This is a genomic window from Streptomyces sp. NBC_01506 (assembly GCF_045040295.1).
In the GTDB taxonomy this organism is placed as follows: Bacteria; Actinomycetota; Actinomycetes; order Streptomycetales; family Streptomycetaceae; genus Streptomyces.
Map to the genome: position 1 here is coordinate 2,303,592 of NZ_CP109422.1, position 18,980 is coordinate 2,322,571.

Annotated in this window: 10 protein-coding genes, 1 tRNA gene and 3 rRNA genes; 3 read left to right on the forward strand and 11 right to left on the reverse strand. The window is 65.9% G+C overall.

All coding sequences use genetic code 11. The features are described 5' to 3' along the window. Nucleotides 1-208 precede the first annotated feature (208 nt). Nucleotides 209-2,860: a SpoIIE family protein phosphatase gene (locus OG329_RS09695; RefSeq protein WP_405794153.1), complete on the forward strand. Its 2,652-nt coding sequence runs from the start codon at nucleotides 209-211 to the stop codon at nucleotides 2,858-2,860. A gap of 45 nt (nucleotides 2,861-2,905) precedes the next feature. Here OG329_RS09695 and OG329_RS09700 read toward each other — a convergent pair. The 7 genes from OG329_RS09700 to thyX form a co-directional block, all read right to left on the reverse strand. Next, nucleotides 2,906-2,981 (reverse strand) — tRNA-Thr (locus OG329_RS09700). 116 nt (nucleotides 2,982-3,097) lie between these two features. Then, nucleotides 3,098-3,214 (reverse strand): 5S ribosomal RNA (gene rrf, locus OG329_RS09705). A 79-nt stretch (nucleotides 3,215-3,293) separates the two neighbouring features. After that, a 23S ribosomal RNA gene (locus OG329_RS09710) occupies nucleotides 3,294-6,419 on the reverse strand. Between the two features lie 317 nt (nucleotides 6,420-6,736). After that, nucleotides 6,737-8,260 (reverse strand): 16S ribosomal RNA (locus OG329_RS09715). The 16S, 23S and 5S rRNA genes sit together here with 1 tRNA gene alongside, the layout of an rRNA operon. Before the next feature lie 509 nt (nucleotides 8,261-8,769). After that, complete coding sequence (locus tag OG329_RS09720; RefSeq protein ID WP_405794155.1) at nucleotides 8,770-10,455, reverse strand: ribonuclease J; 1,686 nt, start codon at nucleotides 10,453-10,455, stop codon at nucleotides 8,770-8,772. Between the two features lie 206 nt (nucleotides 10,456-10,661). Beyond that, nucleotides 10,662-11,561, reverse strand: coding sequence for a 4-hydroxy-tetrahydrodipicolinate synthase (dapA, locus tag OG329_RS09725; RefSeq protein WP_405794156.1), 900 nt, complete (start codon nucleotides 11,559-11,561; stop codon nucleotides 10,662-10,664). Between the two features lie 307 nt (nucleotides 11,562-11,868). Then, nucleotides 11,869-12,606: an FAD-dependent thymidylate synthase gene (thyX, locus tag OG329_RS09730; protein ID WP_405794158.1), complete on the reverse strand. Its 738-nt coding sequence runs from the start codon at nucleotides 12,604-12,606 to the stop codon at nucleotides 11,869-11,871. Nucleotides 12,607-12,863: 257 nt separating this feature from the next. Here thyX and OG329_RS09735 point away from each other — a divergent pair, with 257 nt between their 5' ends. Then, complete coding sequence (locus OG329_RS09735; protein ID WP_405794160.1) at nucleotides 12,864-13,103, forward strand: hypothetical protein; 240 nt, start codon at nucleotides 12,864-12,866, stop codon at nucleotides 13,101-13,103. Between the two features lie 95 nt (nucleotides 13,104-13,198). Further along, a complete protein-coding gene (locus OG329_RS09740) occupies nucleotides 13,199-13,747 on the forward strand; it encodes a hypothetical protein (RefSeq protein ID WP_405794161.1) in 549 nt (182 codons plus the stop codon). A gap of 119 nt (nucleotides 13,748-13,866) precedes the next feature. Here OG329_RS09740 and OG329_RS09745 read toward each other — a convergent pair whose 3' ends face one another. From OG329_RS09745 to OG329_RS09760, 4 genes are read right to left on the reverse strand one after another with little or no spacing between them, the layout of a single operon-like run. Next, nucleotides 13,867-14,340, reverse strand: coding sequence for a tetratricopeptide repeat protein (locus OG329_RS09745; RefSeq protein ID WP_405794163.1), 474 nt, complete (start codon nucleotides 14,338-14,340; stop codon nucleotides 13,867-13,869). Nucleotides 14,341-14,345: 5 nt separating this feature from the next. Continuing rightward, nucleotides 14,346-15,110 (reverse strand): 4-hydroxy-tetrahydrodipicolinate reductase, encoded by a 765-nt coding sequence (dapB, locus tag OG329_RS09750; RefSeq protein ID WP_405794165.1) that lies wholly within the window; start codon nucleotides 15,108-15,110, stop codon nucleotides 14,346-14,348. A gap of 49 nt (nucleotides 15,111-15,159) precedes the next feature. Beyond that, a complete protein-coding gene (locus OG329_RS09755; RefSeq protein ID WP_405794167.1) occupies nucleotides 15,160-16,539 on the reverse strand; it encodes a M16 family metallopeptidase in 1,380 nt (459 codons plus the stop codon). After that, nucleotides 16,536-18,776 (reverse strand): polyribonucleotide nucleotidyltransferase, encoded by a 2,241-nt coding sequence (locus OG329_RS09760; RefSeq protein WP_405794168.1) that lies wholly within the window; start codon nucleotides 18,774-18,776, stop codon nucleotides 16,536-16,538. Before OG329_RS09760 ends, OG329_RS09755 begins: the two co-directional genes overlap by 4 nt. Nucleotides 18,777-18,980: the final 204 nt, after the last annotated feature.

An 18,980-nucleotide genomic window follows, 5' to 3' on the forward strand; every position in this document is an offset into this window, starting at 1 on the left:
TTTCACCACGGCCGAACCTGGCGATAACAGTTCGGCAGCTTCGCATAGCGTCCCCACCCCCGGTAGGCGGAAACAGTGGTGACCGGCATCCGCCCTCGCAGCGAAGGTAAGTAACCTGGCATCCGGCTGTCCAACCGTCCCGGTCTGCCCGGCGGGGACGGCCTGGCGAACGTACTACCACCGGGCACCGGGAGGGCGGGGCCGAATCATGGCAGAGCCGGGCGTCGAGACGCGTACGAGGAGTTTTGTGATCACCGCGCGGGCGGCTGCCAGCTTCGACCCTGTCGGGCGGTCCGTAGCGACCGCCCGCGCCTTTGTCCGGGACACACTCCAGGGATGGGGCTACTCGGACGTCGTCGACGACGCCGTGGTCCTCACCAGCGAGCTCGTCACCAATGCCGTCATCCACGCCGGCACATCGGCGGACGTGCTCTGTCTCCGTACGGAGGACGGCGTCCGGGTCGAGGTCTCCGACCGCTATCCGGAACGTGAGATCCCCATGCAGGGCACGGGGCTGTCGCTCGGCAGTCCCGACCGGGAGAACGGCCGCGGCCTGCTCCTGTGCGCCGCACTGGCCTCCCGCTGGGGCGTCGACTACACCCCGACCCACAAGCAGGTCTGGTTCCAGCTCGACCTGCCCGACCGCCCCGTCGGGGCGCGGTCCGCCGGCCCCGTCATCCCGAACGCGCTGCTGCCGGTCACCGACGAACGGGTCAGGGTCGCCGTCGTCCAGATCGACAGAACCGGCGCCGTGTCGACGTGGAACGAGGACGCGGAGCACCTCTTCGGCTACCCGGCCGACCAGGTCATCGGCAAACCCCTCACCGACTTCGCCGCCTGGCCGCACACACCGGGCATCGGCACCGGCATCGTCGAGGCGCTGCTCCTCTCGCGCTGGGAGGGCAGTTACGGCATCCGGGGCAGCGACGGCAGAGTCATCCCCGTGTACGCCTCCCACCTGCGGGTCCGCGACACCAACGGCGAGCCGTCAACCGTCTGCCTCCTCGTACGCGACGACGAACGCGCCGTCATCCAGACCCCGCAGCGCGCCCCCGCCACCGAGGCGGGCGCCGAGAGCCGCACCGTGGACCCCTTCGAGGTCTTCATCGGCTCGCCGGCCCCGGAAGACCTCGACGGCCTGCTCCAGCGCACCGTGGAGCGCGCCCGCGACATGCTCGAGGGCGACTCCGCCTTCCTCCTGCTCGCCACCGACGACGAGACGGAGCTGGAGGTGCGGGCCACCACGGGCCTCCCCTCGGCCCGGCAGCGCTTCGCCCGCGTCCCGGTCGAGGCCGGCACGGGGCGGTACGGCTCCGCCCGGATGCCCGCCGTCCACGAGGACCTGGCCATCGTCCCCGGCGCCGTACCGCTCCTCAACGGCACCGGCATGCGCTCCGTCGTCACCGTCCCGCTCAAGGTCGAGGGCAGGCTCACCGGCTCGCTCGGCGTCGCCGCCGAAGCGGCCGGACGCTACTCCAACGAGGAGGCGCTACGCCTCCAGTTCGCCGCCGACCGCATCGCGCTGGCCGTCGAGTCGGCCCGTCTCGGCGAACTCGAACGCCTCCGGCGCGGCTCGCTCTCCTTCCTGGTCGAAGCGTCCGACCTGCTGGCCGGCACCCTGGACCGCGACCAGACGCTCGCACTCATGGCCCAGATGACGGTGCCCACCCTCGCCACGTGGTGCGCCGTCTACACCATCGCCGACCAGGCGTCGGACCCGTACCTCTCCTACGTGCTGCACGAGGACGAGGACCGCATCGACGGTCTGAAGGCCCTGCTCTCCAAGATCGATCCGCCCGACCCGGTCCCGACTCCGGGCGCCCGCGTCTGGACCGGCCCGGCGGACGCCGCGCACCAGGCGGCGCTCCGTACGTCCATGAGGGAGCTGGGAGGGGCCTCCACGCCCGTCTCCTCCGGAATCGGCACGACGCTGGCCACGGCCGCCGCGGTGGGCGGAGAGACCGTTGTGCTGCCTCTCGTCGCCCGCAACCGCGTGATCGGGATGCTCACCCTGGGCAAGCCGTCCGACGACCACTTCCGCCAGGAAATCCTGGAACTGGCCGAGGACTTGTCCCGGCGGGCGGCACTCGCCCTCGACAACGCCCGTCTGTACTCGGAGCGCATGGCCATCAGCCAGTCCCTCCAGCGCAGCCTGCTGCCGCCGGAGTTGCCGCAGGTGCCCAACGTCGAGGTGGAGGTCATCTACCGCGCGGCGGGCGAAGGCAACGAGGTGGGCGGCGACTTCTACGACCTCTTCCCGATCCGCGACGGCGCGTACGGCTTCGCCATCGGCGACGTATGCGGTACGGGCCCGGAAGCCGCGGCGGTGACCGGTCTCGCCCGGCACGCGCTGCGGCTGCTCGCCCGCGAGGGCTTCAGCGGCCCTGCGGTCCTCGAGCGCCTGAACGCGGCAATCCTCGACGAGGGCGCCCGCAGCCGCTTCCTGACGCTGCTCTACGGGGAGTTGTGGCCTCAGGACGACGGCAGCGCCGTCCTGAAGGTCGTGTGCGCCGGCCACCCGCTGCCGCTGCGTCTGCACCAGGACGGCACCGTGGAGGCGGCGGCGGACCCGCAACCGCTGCTCGGTGTCATGGACGACCTGGAGCTGTACGAGCAGATGGTCACTCTCGAACCGGGAGACGTACTGCTCTGCGTCACGGACGGCGTCACCGAACGCCGCGAGGGGACAAGAATGCTGGGCGACGACGGCCTCGTCGACGTACTGACGGGCTGTACGGGCCTGACAGCCGGCGCGGTCGCCTCGCGCGTCCTGCGCGCGGTCGAGAAGTTCGCGGCGGAACCGGCATCGGACGACATGGCGATCCTGGCGATGCGCGTACCGGAGCCGCAGAAGCACTGAACGGAGAAGGGCCCCGCCATCAGGCGGGGCCCTTCTTCTTCGTGCTGGAGCCCCAATACGGAATCGAACCGTAGACCTTCTCCTTACCATGGAGACGCTCTACCGACTGAGCTATTGGGGCGGGGCAACGAGAGAGATCATACCCGAAGCGCGGTGTGCTGAAAACTGCCGGCTGCGAAAGGCTGTTGAACGCAGGAATGCCCCGCACCAGAAGGTGCGGGGCATTCCCCAAAAATTGTTCGGCGGCGTCCTACTCTCCCACAGGGTCCCCCCTGCAGTACCATCGGCGCTGAAAGGCTTAGCTTCCGGGTTCGGAATGTAACCGGGCGTTTCCCTAACGCAATGACCACCGAAACACAATGAAACACTGAACCAACCGGAAAAAACACGGTCGTTCGTTGTCTCAGAACTAACACAGTGGACGCGAGCAACTGAGGACAAGCCCTCGGCCTATTAGTACCGGTCAACTCCACACCTCACAGTGCTTCCATATCCGGCCTATCAACCCAGTCGTCTACTGGGAGCCTTACCCCATCAAGTGGGTGGGAGTCCTCATCTCGAAGCAGGCTTCCCGCTTAGATGCTTTCAGCGGTTATCCCTCCCGAACGTAGCCAACCAGCCATGCCCTTGGCAGGACAACTGGCACACCAGAGGTTCGTCCGTCCCGGTCCTCTCGTACTAGGGACAGCCCTTCTCAAGACTCCTGCGCGCGCAGCGGATAGGGACCGAACTGTCTCACGACGTTCTAAACCCAGCTCGCGTACCGCTTTAATGGGCGAACAGCCCAACCCTTGGGACCGACTCCAGCCCCAGGATGCGACGAGCCGACATCGAGGTGCCAAACCATCCCGTCGATATGGACTCTTGGGGAAGATCAGCCTGTTATCCCCGGGGTACCTTTTATCCGTTGAGCGACGGCGCTTCCACAAGCCACCGCCGGATCACTAGTCCCGACTTTCGTCCCTGCTCGACCCGTCGGTCTCACAGTCAAGCTCCCTTGTGCACTTACACTCAACACCTGATTACCAACCAGGCTGAGGGAACCTTTGGGCGCCTCCGTTACTCTTTAGGAGGCAACCGCCCCAGTTAAACTACCCATCAGACACTGTCCCTGATCCGGATCACGGACCCAGGTTAGACATCCAGCACGACCAGAGTGGTATTTCAACGGCGACTCCACCGGAACTGGCGTCCCGATCTCAAAGTCTCCCACCTATCCTACACAAGCCGAACCGAACACCAATATCAAACTGTAGTAAAGGTCCCGGGGTCTTTCCGTCCTGCTGCGCGAAACGAGCATCTTTACTCGTAGTGCAATTTCACCGGGCCTATGGTTGAGACAGTCGAGAAGTCGTTACGCCATTCGTGCAGGTCGGAACTTACCCGACAAGGAATTTCGCTACCTTAGGATGGTTATAGTTACCACCGCCGTTTACTGGCGCTTAAGTTCTCAGCTTCGCCACACCGAAATGTGACTAACCGGTCCCCTTAACGTTCCAGCACCGGGCAGGCGTCAGTCCGTATACATCGCCTTACGGCTTCGCACGGACCTGTGTTTTTAGTAAACAGTCGCTTCTCGCTGGTCTCTGCGGCCACCCCCAGCTCACACTGCAAGAGTGATCACCGGAAATGGCCCCCCTTCTCCCGAAGTTACGGGGGCATTTTGCCGAGTTCCTTAACCATAGTTCACCCGAACGCCTCGGTATTCTCTACCTGACCACCTGAGTCGGTTTAGGGTACGGGCCGCCATGAAACTCGCTAGAGGCTTTTCTCGACAGCATAGGATCATCCACTTCACCACAATCGGCTCGGCATCAGGTCTCACCCTGCAATGAGAGACGGATTTGCCTATCTCTCGGGCTACACCCTTACCCCGGGACAACCACCGCCCGGGCTGGACTACCTTCCTGCGTCACCCCATCGCTTACCTACTACAAGTCTGGTCCGACGGCTCCACCACTCCCCTACACTCCGAAGAGCTCAGGGCGGCTTCACGGTCTTAGCATCGCCTGATTCAGTACTGGGCGTTTCAAAGCGGGTACCGGAATATCAACCGGTTGTCCATCGACTACGCCTGTCGGCCTCGCCTTAGGTCCCGACTTACCCTGGGCAGATCAGCTTGACCCAGGAACCCTTAGTCAATCGGCGCACACGTTTCCCACGTGTGTATCGCTACTCATGCCTGCATTCTCACTCGTGAACCGTCCACAACTCGCTTCCGCGGCTGCTTCACCCGGCACACGACGCTCCCCTACCCATCCGCACGCCCGTTGAGGCTATATGTACGAATGACACGACTTCGGCGGTACGCTTGAGCCCCGCTACATTGTCGGCGCGGAATCACTTGACCAGTGAGCTATTACGCACTCTTTCAAGGGTGGCTGCTTCTAAGCCAACCTCCTGGTTGTCTCTGCGACTCCACATCCTTTCCCACTTAGCGTACGCTTAGGGGCCTTAGTCGATGCTCTGGGCTGTTTCCCTCTCGACCATGGAGCTTATCCCCCACAGTCTCACTGCCGCGCTCTCACTTACCGGCATTCGGAGTTTGGCTAAGGTCAGTAACCCGGTAGGGCCCATCGCCTATCCAGTGCTCTACCTCCGGCAAGAAACACACGACGCTGCACCTAAATGCATTTCGGGGAGAACCAGCTATCACGGAGTTTGATTGGCCTTTCACCCCTAACCACAGGTCATCCCCCAGGTTTTCAACCCTGGTGGGTTCGGTCCTCCACGACCTCTTACAGCCGCTTCAACCTGCCCATGGCTAGATCACTCCGCTTCGGGTCTTGAGCGCGCTACTATGACGCCCTGTTCGGACTCGCTTTCGCTACGGCTTCCCCACACGGGTTAACCTCGCAACACACCGCAAACTCGCAGGCTCATTCTTCAAAAGGCACGCAGTCACGACTGACAGCACAAGTGCTGCCAGCGACGCTCCCACGGCTTGTAGGCACACGGTTTCAGGTACTATTTCACTCCGCTCCCGCGGTACTTTTCACCATTCCCTCACGGTACTATCCGCTATCGGTCACCAGGGAATATTTAGGCTTAGCGGGTGGTCCCGCCAGATTCACACGGGATTTCTCGGGCCCCGTGCTACTTGGGAAATACGCAAGAGAGCCGTACAGATTTCAGCTACGGGGGTCTTACCCTCTACGCCGGACCTTTCGCATGTCCTTCGCCTACCTGTACGGTTTCTGACTCTCCGACCAGCCGGCAGACTGATCAAGTGCACTCCCACAACCCCGTATACGCAACCCCTGCCGGGTCTCACACACATACGGTTTGGCCTCATCCGGTTTCGCTCGCCACTACTCCCGGAATCACGGTTGTTTTCTCTTCCTGAGGGTACTGAGATGTTTCACTTCCCCTCGTTCCCTCCACATACCCTATGTGTTCAGGTACGGGTGACAGCCCATGACGACTGCCGGGTTTCCCCATTCGGAAACCCCCGGATCAAAGCCTGGTTGACGGCTCCCCGGGGACTATCGTGGCCTCCCACGTCCTTCATCGGTTCCTGGTGCCAAGGCATCCACCGTGCGCCCTTAAAAACTTGGCCACAGATGCTCGCGTCCACTGTGCAGTTCTCAAACAACGACCAACCACCCGCCACCCCACCGCATACACAGTGAGTTCACCGGGGCCGGCATCCCGAAGACACAAACAGCTCACGCCGCCCGTACCTTCAGACACCCAACAGCGCGCCCGGCCCAGCCTCCCAGCATTCCCGTTCCACGCCGAAGCAGTACTTGGAAAACCCTGAAAAACTGTGCCGAATAGTCAACGTTCCACCCATGAGCAACCAGCACCGGACAGTCGCCGGTGTACTGGCCTCTGACCAAGCCCCGAACGAATCTGGTGAGAAGTGCTCCTTAGAAAGGAGGTGATCCAGCCGCACCTTCCGGTACGGCTACCTTGTTACGACTTCGTCCCAATCGCCAGTCCCACCTTCGACAGCTCCCTCCCACAAGGGGTTGGGCCACCGGCTTCGGGTGTTACCGACTTTCGTGACGTGACGGGCGGTGTGTACAAGGCCCGGGAACGTATTCACCGCAGCAATGCTGATCTGCGATTACTAGCAACTCCGACTTCATGGGGTCGAGTTGCAGACCCCAATCCGAACTGAGACCGGCTTTTTGAGATTCGCTCCACCTTGCGGTATCGCAGCTCATTGTACCGGCCATTGTAGCACGTGTGCAGCCCAAGACATAAGGGGCATGATGACTTGACGTCGTCCCCACCTTCCTCCGAGTTGACCCCGGCGGTCTCCTGTGAGTCCCCATCACCCCGAAAGGCATGCTGGCAACACAGAACAAGGGTTGCGCTCGTTGCGGGACTTAACCCAACATCTCACGACACGAGCTGACGACAGCCATGCACCACCTGTACACCGACCACAAGGGGGGCACCATCTCTGATGCTTTCCGGTGTATGTCAAGCCTTGGTAAGGTTCTTCGCGTTGCGTCGAATTAAGCCACATGCTCCGCTGCTTGTGCGGGCCCCCGTCAATTCCTTTGAGTTTTAGCCTTGCGGCCGTACTCCCCAGGCGGGGAACTTAATGCGTTAGCTGCGGCACCGACGACGTGGAATGTCGCCAACACCTAGTTCCCAACGTTTACGGCGTGGACTACCAGGGTATCTAATCCTGTTCGCTCCCCACGCTTTCGCTCCTCAGCGTCAGTAATGGCCCAGAGATCCGCCTTCGCCACCGGTGTTCCTCCTGATATCTGCGCATTTCACCGCTACACCAGGAATTCCGATCTCCCCTACCACACTCTAGTCTGCCCGTATCGAATGCAGACCCGGGGTTAAGCCCCGGGCTTTCACACCCGACGTGACAGACCGCCTACGAGCTCTTTACGCCCAATAATTCCGGACAACGCTTGCGCCCTACGTATTACCGCGGCTGCTGGCACGTAGTTAGCCGGCGCTTCTTCTGCAGGTACCGTCACTTTCGCTTCTTCCCTGCTGAAAGAGGTTTACAACCCGAAGGCCGTCATCCCTCACGCGGCGTCGCTGCATCAGGCTTTCGCCCATTGTGCAATATTCCCCACTGCTGCCTCCCGTAGGAGTCTGGGCCGTGTCTCAGTCCCAGTGTGGCCGGTCGCCCTCTCAGGCCGGCTACCCGTCGTCGCCTTGGTAGGCCATTACCCCACCAACAAGCTGATAGGCCGCGGGCTCATCCTGCACCGCCGGAGCTTTCAACCATCCCCCATGAGGGGCACAGTATTATCCGGTATTAGACCCCGTTTCCAGGGCTTGTCCCAGAGTGCAGGGCAGATTGCCCACGTGTTACTCACCCGTTCGCCACTAATCCACCCGAAGGCTTCATCGTTCGACTTGCATGTGTTAAGCACGCCGCCAGCGTTCGTCCTGAGCCAGGATCAAACTCTCCGTGAATGTTTACCCGATATCGGGTGACACCACGAGAGCGGAACAACCAGTCGGAATAAGACCGGCCGTTCACAGCGTCCTCGCTGTGTTTCTATCAAAGGAACCTCAACCCCAGCCCACAGAATGTGGACGAGGTCGGGGTATCAACATATCTGGCGTTGACTTTTGGCACGCTGTTGAGTTCTCAAGGAACGGACGCTTCCTTCGACCCCGTCTCCGGGCCCTCCGGGCTTTCCCTTCGGTCTTGCTGTCCTGCGTTTCCGACTCTATCAGAACCTTTCGGCGCCTGATTCCCAGTCAGCGGGAACGCTTTCAGATATCCGCTTTCGCGTCTCTCTTTCGGCGAATCCGACTTTATCAGAGATTCTGAGTCGGAATTCCCACCCGGTCCGGTACGCGACTTGGGACAGTTGACTGCCCCGGCGTTCCCGTTCAGGTGGAGCCGTAAACCTACTGGAGCGGGGCCCCCGAAGCAAATCGGGGGCCCCGCTCCGGTGTTGAGGTGGAACCGAGGGTCAGACCTCGACGACCACAGGCAGGATCATCGGGCGCCGGCGGTAGGTGTCGGAGACCCACTTGCCCACCGATCGCCGTACCAACTGCTGGAGTTGGTGCGGCTCGGCGACGCCGTCCGAGGCCGACTTCCCGATGATCTCCTCGATCTTGGGGATGACGGCGGCGAACGCGGAGTCCTCGATGCCGGAGCCGCGTGCCTGGATGTGCGGGCCGCCCACGACCTTCCCGGTCGTCGAATCCACCACCAGGAACACGGAGATGATGCCCTCGTCGCCCAGGATGCGGCGGTCCTTGAGGGACGTCTCGGTCACGTCGCCGACGGAGAGCCCGTCGACGTACACGTAACCCGCCTGGACCTTGCCGACGATTCTGGCCTTGCCGTCGACCAGGTCGACGACCACTCCGTCCTCGGCGATGACGATGTGGTCCTTGGGGACCCCGGTCAGCGCGCCGAGTTCGGCATTGGCGCGCAGATGGCGCCATTCGCCGTGCACCGGCATCAGGTTCTTCGGCTTGCAGATGTTGTAGAAGTACAGCAGCTCGCCGGCCGAGGCGTGGCCCGAGACGTGGACCTTGGCGTTGCCCTTGTGGATGACGTTCGCGCCCCACCGGGTCAGGCCGTTGATCACGCGGTAGACCGCGTTCTCGTTGCCCGGGATGAGGGACGACGCCAGGATCACCGTGTCGCCGGGGACGATCCGGATCTGGTGGTCGCGGTTCGCCATGCGCGAGAGCGCGGCCATCGGCTCGCCCTGGGAGCCGGTGCAGACGAGGACGACCTCGCTGTCCGGCAGGTCGTCGAGCGTCTTGACGTCGACCACGAGGCCGGCCGGGACCTTGAGGTAGCCCAGGTCTCGGGCGATCCCCATGTTCCTGACCATCGAACGGCCGACGAACGCGACTCTGCGGCCGTACTCGTGGGCCGCGTCGAGGATCTGCTGGATGCGGTGGACGTGGCTGGCGAAGCTCGCCACGATGATCCGCTTCTGGGCGCTGCCGAAGACCTGCCGCAGGACGTTCGAGATGTCCCGCTCCGGCGGGACGAAGCCCGGCACCTCTGCGTTGGTCGAGTCGGAGAGCAGCAGATCGATGCCCTCCTCGCCGAGCCTGGCGAAGGTCGGCAGGTCGGTCAGCCGGCGGTCCAGCGGGAGCTGGTCCATCTTGAAGTCGCCGGTGTGGACCACCATTCCCGCGGGAGTGCGGATGGCGACGGCCAGCGCGTCCGGGATCGAGTGGTTCACCGCGACGAATTCGCAGTCGAACGGGCCGATGCGCTCGCGGTGGCCCTCGGTCACTTCGAGGGTGTACGGGCGGATGCGGTGCTCCTGGAGCTTCGCCTCGATCAGGGCGAGGGTGAGCTTGGAGCCGATGAGAGGGATGTCCGGCTTCAGCCGGAGCAGGAAGGGGACACCACCGATGTGGTCCTCGTGGCCGTGCGTGAGGACGATCCCCTCGATGTCGTCGAGGCGGTCACGGATGGTGGTGAAGTCCGGCAGGATCAGATCGATGCCCGGCTGTTCCTCTTCGGGGAAGAGGACGCCGCAGTCGACGATCAGCAGCCGGCCGTTGTATTCGAAGACCGTCATGTTGCGGCCGATTTCGCCGAGGCCACCGAGCGGGGTGACGCGCAGGCCGCCCTTGGGCAGCTTCGGCGGGGCGCCGAGTTCGGGATGCGGATGACTCAAAAGACTCTCCTCACCACGCACGCCACGTACCGCTGAGGCACGTGGCGCGCGTGACATTCGTGCACTTGCTGTTGCACTTGCTTGTTGTCCGAGTGGGCGGAATGCCCAGCACTTTCGTGTGTTCGGTTATTCAGTTGTGAAGTTCGAAATTTTCGATATTCATGAAACCTGGTTCATGAATCGTGTTCGTGAAGGCGATGCCTCTGTCACAGCTCTACCCCGCCGGCCGCGAGATCGATCTTGAGCTGCGCCGTCTCGTGCTCCGTGAGCTCGACGAGCGGGAGGCGCAGCGGGCCGGCCGGCAGGTGTTGCAGGGTGAGCGCCGCCTTGGTGGTGATGACTCCCTGCGTACGGAACATGCCGGTGAAGACGGGGAGCAGCTTCTGGTGGATCTCCGTGGCCTTCTGGACGTCGCCGGAGACGTGCGCGTCGAGCATGGCGCGCAGTTCCGGTGTGACCACGTGGCCGACGACGGAGACGAAGCCGATGGCGCCGACCGCGAGGAGCGGAAGATTGAGCATGTCGTCGCCCGAGTACCAGGGAAGGCCGCTCTGTGCGATGACCCAGCTCGCCCGGCCGAGGTCGCCCTTGGCGTCCTTGTTGGCGACGATACGCGGGTGCTGGGCGAGACGGATGAGTGTCTCGGTGTCGATGGGGACGCCGCTTCGGCCCGGGATGTCGTACAGCATCACCGGCAGCTCGGTGGCGTCGGCGATGGCCGTGAAGTGCCGGAAGAGGCCTTCTTGCGGGGGCTTGTTGTAGTACGGGGTCACCGCGAGCAGGCCGTGTGCGCCGGTGCGTTCGGCGGTGCGGGCGAGCTCGATGCTGTGCCGGGTGTCGTTCGTGCCGATGCCGGCGACGACATGGGCCCGGTCGCCGACCGCCTCCAGGACGGCCCGTACGAGCTGATCTTTCTCCGTGTCGCTGGTGGTCGGGGACTCGCCGGTGGTGCCGTTGATGATCAGGCCGTCGTTGCCTGCGTCCACCAGATGGGAGGCGAGTCGCTGGGCGCCGTCGAGATCGAGCGCGCCGTCCGCCGTGAAGGGCGTGACCATGGCGGTGAGGACCCGCCCGAAGGGGGTCTGCGGAGTGGAGATCGGAGCCATGGGTAACACGCTACTCGTTGCTCGGCTCGGCGTGTCCCCTCGGGGGCACACGGGCAGGTCGTGGGCCCGCGGTGCTGGTGCGGGCCATGGGGTGACGGGGGGCCGGGGAGCTGCCCGTGACGCGGGGGAATGACTCCCTCCGACGAGTGGTGTACGGAGCCCGGCACTGACTGCTCGGGGGTTCAGGCAGTGCCGGGTCCGTTTGATCAGCCTAGATGAACTTCTCGAAACGCCGCAATCCGGACACTTGGCGCCAGAGTGCGCACATCTGTGCGCAACGGCAGCCCTTCGGACCCTCGCCGACGCCTTACGGCGCCACCCTGCCGTTGCCGTTGAAGGCGGCGTGCGTGAGCGGCATGAGCCGCGCCCACTGCTCCTCCATCTTCTCGCCGACCATCTCGATCTCACGCTGCGGGAAGGACGGGACCTTCGCCGCCTCGTGCTGTGTGCGCAGCCCGAGGAAATGCATCAGGGAGCGCGCGTTGCACGTCGCGTACATCGACGAGTAGAGGCCCACGGGCAGCACCGCGCGGGCCACCTCGCGGGCGACGCCGGCCGCCAGCATTTCCTGATACGCCTCGTACGCCTGGCGGTACGACTCCGTCATCGCGCGCTCGGTGAGGTCCTGCTGCTCCTGGGTGCCGTCGACGAAGACGTACTTCCCGGGGCGGCCCTCCTGGACGAGCTTGCGCGAGGCGCCGGGGACGTAGAAGACGGGCTGGAGCTCCCGGTAGCGCCCCGATTCCTCGTTGTAGGACCAGCCGACCCGGTGCCGCATGAATTCGCGGAAGACGAAGATCGGGGCGCTGATGAAGAAGGTCATCGAGTTGTGCTCGAAAGGACTGCCGTGGCGGTCGCGCATCAGGAAATTGATGAGGCCCTTCGAGCGCTCGGGGTCCTTGGACAGCTCCTCCAGGGACTGCTCGCCCGCGGTGGAGACCCGCGCGGCCCACAGGACGTCCGAATCACCCGCGGTGTGCTTCACCAGGTCGACGGTCACCTCACTGCGGAAACTGGGCTTGGTCTCTGCTGGGGTCTCACTCACCTGCGGGGTCCTTCCTGTCACGTCTCACGGGCCGCGCCCACTCTACGACCAGGCACTGACAACTCCCGCCGCGCGCGGCACCGCCCGGCCGGCCGGCCCGACGGGCGTCCGGACGCCGTGCTGATGTTCGCCAATTCGGCGAAATCGGGCACCAAATGACCGTCCCACGCGTCTGACTCGGTAGCGGCACCGGGTCACTTCGCTCGCTGCCGCCCCAGGCTTTCGACCCATCGCACGACCACGAGGAGTTCTCCCCCATGTTCCGCCGGCGTGAGGCCGTCCCGTTCGCATTCGTCGCCGAGGCCGACCGCTTCCGCAGTAACGTCACTCCGCCTCCCAGACAACGGATCAGCCGGTCCGAGCTGATGAGTCGCACACTCGTCGGGCTCGTCGTCGCGGCCGGGCTCGCGGGCTCGCTGCTGTTCGGGCTGCCGTCGCTCGAGTCGGGTCAGCCCTCCGGGCGGACTCAGCAGTCCGAGGCGTCGCAGGGCCGCTGACCCGTCCGGCCCCCCTGAGTGGTCCTGCCCGGGTGCTCCTCGATAACCTCAGCCAGCACCGCCCGATCGAGCGTGCTTGTGAGTGAGGATCAGTCGTGCCCCTGCCCTTCCTGACGGCCGACCGTGCGTTTGACGCGACCACCGACGATGTCGCGCTGCCGTTCGACGACCACGACCGCTGGCGCCGCCCGTACCGTCCGGGACCGTGGCGGGTGGGCGCGTCCGCGCTGCTTCTGCTGCTCGCCTCGTTCGTGCTGCTCGCGACGATGATCATCGCGTTCGCCGGGGCGGTGTCCGGCGCCGGTGTGTGCCTCGGCATCGCGCTGGTGATGATCGCCGTCGCCCTGCGGCTGCTGCGGGTGGGCGCGTGGGTCAGCAGGCACGGCGTACGGCGCGTGGGGCTGCTCATGACCAAGACCGTGCCGTGGGGACAGGCCGTGGAGGTCCGTACGGTGCAGCAGCCGGTGCGCTGGCTGGGGCTGCCGCGGACGGTGCAGGGGCAGGGGCTCCTTCTCGTACTGCGTGACGGCGAGAAGCGGCTGCTGCTCACGGATCACAACGCGGACTTCCTGTCGCGCTCCGAGGCTTTCGACCGGGCGGCTGACTCCGTCGAGGCGTGGGGCGACGAGTACCGGCGCGACTGAACAGGCGCACCGTAGTCGCGAGTTGACCGGACGCAGCGGTCCGCGGGGACGGGGCGGAGCCGAACGGCCTGTGGGCTGATCGGCTCCGGGGCCGCCACGGCGCGGGCGGCGCCCTCGGCTCAGCCGGCTGTCACCGCGCGGCCGTCGCGGGGCTCGGCCGCCCCGTGGAGCGCGATCGCGCGCCGCATCGCCTCACGGGCCCGGGGAGTGTCGCCGGCGTCGCGGTAGGCGACCGCGAGACGGAACCAGCAGCGCCAGTCCCCCGGGGTGTCCTCGGTCTCGGCGCGGCGGGCGGCGAAGACGGCGTCGGCCGACGCCCGGTCCACACGACCGCCCGCGGTGCGCGCCAGCTCGTCCACGGGCAGGCCGCCCTCGGCGTCCAGCTCGGCGGCGAGGCGGTTGGCCCGCCGGACGAACTGGGTGTTCTTCCACAGGAACCAGGCGCCGATGACGGGCAGCACCAGTACGGCGATCCCGAAGGTGACAGTCAGCGGCGTACCGATCCCGATGAGCGCGACGCCCCGGCCGCCGGCCAGGACGAAGTAGCCGACGAGAAGCGCCGCCATGACGAAGTACATGATCTTGGCGCGCACGGCCGTCAGCCCGGCAGGTTCAGGTCGAGGAAGTGCTCCAGGCCGTAGGTGAGGCCCGGTGTGCCGACCACCCGGCGGACGCCGAGGAGGATTCCCGGCATGAAGCTGCTGTGGTGCAGGGAGTCGTGGCGGATGGTGAGGGTCTCGCCCTCGCCGCCGAGCAGGACCTCCTGGTGCGCGAGCAGTCCTCGGAGCCGTACGGAGTGCACACGCACACCGTCGACGTCCGCGCCGCGCGCCCCGTCCAGCGCCGTGACCGTGGCGTCCGGCTGAGGCGCGCAGTTGGCGTCGGCGCGGGCCGCGGCGATCATCTGGGCGGTGCGGGTGGCGGTGCCGGACGGGGCGTCCACCTTGTTCGGGTGGTGGAGCTCGATCACCTCGGCGGACTCGAAGTAGCGGGCCGCGGCCTGGGAGAACTTCATCGTGAGGACGGCCCCGATGGAGAAGTTGGGCGCGACGAGCACGCCCGTCCCCGGGGAGTCCGCCAGCAGTGTCCTCAGCCGCGCCAGGCGGTCGTCGGTCCAGCCGGTGGTGCCGACGACCGCGTGGATGCCGTGGCGTACGAGGAAGTCCAGGTTGCCCATCACCGCGGAGGGCGCGGTCAGTTCGACGGCGACCTGGGCCCCTGTGTCGGCGAGGGCTGCCAGTTCGTCGTCCCGGTCCAGGGCGGCGACCAGTTCCAGGTCGTCGGCGGCCTCCACGGCCCGTACGGCCTCGGAGCCGATCCGGCCCTTGGAGCCGAGAACTGCCACCCGCAGTTTGGTGCTCATCGCTCTGTTTCCTTCTGCTTCCTTAGGAGGCCGGGGTGAGGCGGTGCGGTCAGGCGACCGCTTCGTCGAGCCGGTCGGCCTGCTTGTCCTTCAGGGGGCCGATGACCGACAGGGAGGGGCGCTGTCCCAGTACGTCGCGGGCCACGGCGCGCACGTCGTCGGGGGTGACGGCCGCTATACGCGCCAGCATGTCGTCCACGGACATCTGGGTGCCCCAGCACAGCTCGCTCTTGCCGATGCGGTTCATCAGGGCGCCGGTGTCCTCCAGGCCCAGGACGGTGGAGCCGGAGAGCTGGCCGACGGCGCGGCCGATCTCCTCGTCGCTGAGTCCTCTCGACGCGACCTGGTCGAGCCCGTCGCGGCAGATCTTCAGCACGTCGTGGACCTGGCCGGGGCGGCAGCCCGCGTAGACGCCGAAAAGTCCGCAGTCGGCGAATCCGGAGGTGTACGAGTACACGCTGTAGGCGAGGCCGCGCTTCTCCCGTACCTCCTGGAAGAGGCGGGAGCTCATGCCGCCGCCCAGGGCCGTGCTGAGGACCCCGAGGGCCCAGCGGCGCTCGTCGGTGCGCGAGAGGCCCGGCATGCCGAGGACGACGTGCGCCTGTTCCGTCTTGCGGTCCAGCAGGTCGACGCGGCCGGCGGTGCGCAGGTCGCGGCGGCCCTCGCGTGGGGCTACGGGGACGGCGTCCGCATCGGAGAGGGCGCCGGCCTTCTCGAAGGCGCGGCGTACCTGCCGTACGACGGTGGCGTGGTCGACGTTGCCCGCGGCGGCGACGACCAGATGCGTCGGGTCGTAGTGCTTCTTGTAGAAGCGGGCGATCCGGCCGCGGTCAAGGGCGTTGACGGTGTCGACGGTGCCCAGGACGGGGCGGCCGAGGGGCGTGTCGCCGAGCATCGTGTGCGAGAAGAGATCGTGCACGCAGTCGCCGGGGTCGTCCTCGGTCATGGCGATCTCTTCGAGGATGACGCCCCGCTCGGCGTCGACGTCCGCGGCCTCGATCAGCGAGCCGGTGAGCATGTCGCACACGATGTCGATGGCGAGGGGGAGGTCGGTGTCGAGCACGCGCGCGTAGTAGCAGGTGTACTCCTTCGCCGTGAAAGCGTTCATCTCGCCGCCGACCGCGTCTATGGCGGAGGAGATATCAAGGGCGCTGCGCTTCTTGGTGCCCTTGAAGAGGAGGTGCTCCAGATAGTGCGTGGCGCCGTTGAGCGTGGGCGTCTCGTCGCGCGAGCCGACCTGCACCCAGATGCCGAAGGTCGCCGACCGTACGGACGGCAGAGTCTCGGTGACGACGCGCAGGCCGCCGGGGAGAGTCGTGCGGCGGACGGTGCCGATGCCGTTCTGCCCCTGGAGGAGGGTTTGGGTACGGGCGACGGCCCGTACCTCCGAGGAGGTGCGGGCCGTCGTCGTGGAACTACGAAACGTCACTGGGAGGCTTCGTCCTTCTGGTCGTCCTGCTTGTCGTTCTCGGTCTTCTCTTCGTCCTCGCCCTCGATCACGGGGATCAGGGAGAGCTTGCCGCGCTGGTCGATCTCGGCGATCTCGACCTGGACCTTCTGGCCGACGCCGAGGACGTCCTCGACGTTCTCCACGCGCTTGCCGCCGGCGAGCTTGCGGATCTGCGAGATGTGCAGCAGACCGTCCTTGCCGGGGAGCAGCGAGACGAACGCGCCGAAGGTGGTGGTCTTGACGACCGTGCCCAGGTAGCGCTCGCCGACCTCCGGCATGGTCGGGTTGGCGATGCCGTTGATCGTGGCGCGGGCGGCCTCGGCGGCCGGTCCGTCGGCGGCACCGATGTAGATGGTGCCGTCGTCCTCGATCGTGATGTCGGCGCCGGTGTCCTCCTGGATCTGGTTGATCATCTTGCCCTTGGGGCCGATGACCTCACCGATCTTGTCCACCGGGATCTTGACGGTGATGATCCGCGGGGCGTTCGGGGACATCTCGTCCGGGACGTCGATGGCCTCGTTCATCACATCGAGGATGTGGAGGCGGGCGTCGCGGGCCTGCTTCAGCGCGGCGGCCAGGACCGAGGCGGGGATGCCGTCGAGCTTGGTGTCGAGCTGGAGCGCGGTGACGAACGTCTTCGTACCGGCGACCTTGAAGTCCATGTCGCCGAAGGCGTCCTCCGCACCGAGGATGTCGGTGAGGGCGACGTAGTGCGTCTTGCCGTCGATCTCCTGGGAGATCAGGCCCATGGCGATACCGGCGACGGGGGCCTTGAGGGGCACACCGGCGTTCAGCAGCGACATGGTGGAGGCGCAGACCGAGCCCATGGACGTCGAGCCGTTGGAGCCCAGCGCCTCGGAGACCTGGCGGATCGCGTACGGGAACTCCTCGCGCGTCGGCAGCACCGGCACGATGGCGCGCTCGGCGAGCGCTCCGTGGCCGATCTCGCGGCGCTTGGGCGAACCCACGCGGCCGGTCTCACCGACGGAGTACGGCGGGAAGTTGTAGTTGTGCATGTAGCGCTTGCGGGTCACCGGCGAGAGGGTGTCCAACTGCTGCTCCATGCGGAGCATGTTGAGGGTGGTGACGCCCAGGATCTGGGTCTCGCCACGCTCGAACAGCGCGGAACCGTGCACGCGCGGGATGGCCTCGACCTCGGCGGCGAGCGTACGGATGTCCGTGACGCCGCGGCCGTCGATGCGGACCTTGTCCTTGATGACGCGCTCGCGGACCAGGGACTTCGTCAGCGCGCGGTACGCACCGGAGATCTCCTTCTCGCGGCCCTCGAACTGCGGGAGCAGCTTCTCGGCGGCGAGCTCCTTGACGCGGTCCAGCTCGGCCTCGCGGTCCTGCTTGCCGGCGATGGTGAGCGCCTGCGACAGCTCGCTCTTGACGGCGGCGGTGAGGGCCTGGAGGACGTCGTCCTGGTAGTCGAGAAAGACCGGGAACTCACCGGTCGGCTTGGCGGCCTTGGCGGCGAGGTCGGCCTGGGCCTTGCAGAGCGCCTTGATGAAGGGCTTCGCGGCTTCCAGACCGGCGGCGACGATCTCCTCGGTGGGAGCCTCGGCGCCGTCGGCGACGAGCTGGATCGTCTTCGGGGTGGCCTCGGCCTCGACCATCATGATCGCGACGTCGCCGTCCTCCAGGACGCGGCCGGCGACCACCATGTCGAAGACGGCGTCCTCGAGCTCGGTGTGCGTCGGGAACGCGACCCACTGGCCCTTGATCAGGGCGACACGGGTGCCGCCGATCGGGCCGGAGAAGGGCAGGCCGGCGAGCTGCGTGGAGCAGGAGGCGGCGTTGATCGCGACCACGTCGTACAGGTGGTCGGGGTTGAGCGCCATGATCGTCTCGACGATCTGGATCTCGTTGCGCAGGCCCTTCTTGAAAGAGGGGCGCAGCGGCCGGTCGATGAGGCGGCAGGTGAGGATCGCGTCCTCGGAGGGCCGGCCCTCACGGCGGAAGAACGAGCCGGGGATCTTGCCGGCCGCGTACTGCCGCTCCTCGACGTCCACCGTGAGGGGGAAGAAGTCGAGCTGGTCCTTGGGCTTCTTGGAAGCGGTGGTGGCCGACAGCACCATGGTGTCGTCGTCCAGATACGCGACGGCGGAGCCGGCGGCCTGCTTGGCCAGGCGGCCCGTCTCGAAGCGGATGGTGCGGGTGCCGAACGTGCCGTTGTCGATAACGGCCTCGGCGTAGTGGGTCTCGTTCTCCACCAGTGGTTCTCCATACTCGTCGTTTGTCGTCTTTCGTCCCGCGCCCGTGTGGCGGGGGACAGGCGGAGAAGCGCTCCTGCGGGCCGGTCTTCGATCGAAGCTCCCGGGGCGGCGGCGTGGGCCGCTGGCGGCGTTCGCCGCGCCGTTCCGGGGGCCACTACCGAGGACCGGCGGCGGCGGAGGGGCGCTTCCCCTCGTCAGTGG

Excerpts from the sequence above, each read along its gene's own strand:
- OG329_RS09695 (WP_405794153.1), top strand. The coding sequence starts at position 209 with ATGGCAGAGCCGGGCGTCGAGACGCGTACGAGGAGTTTTGTGATCACC.
- dapA (WP_405794156.1), bottom strand. The coding sequence starts at position 11,561 with ATGGCTCCGATCTCCACTCCGCAGACCCCCTTCGGGCGGGTCCTCACC.
- OG329_RS09735 (WP_405794160.1), top strand. The coding sequence starts at position 12,864 with ATGTTCCGCCGGCGTGAGGCCGTCCCGTTCGCATTCGTCGCCGAGGCC.
- dapB (WP_405794165.1), bottom strand. The coding sequence starts at position 15,110 with ATGAGCACCAAACTGCGGGTGGCAGTTCTCGGCTCCAAGGGCCGGATC.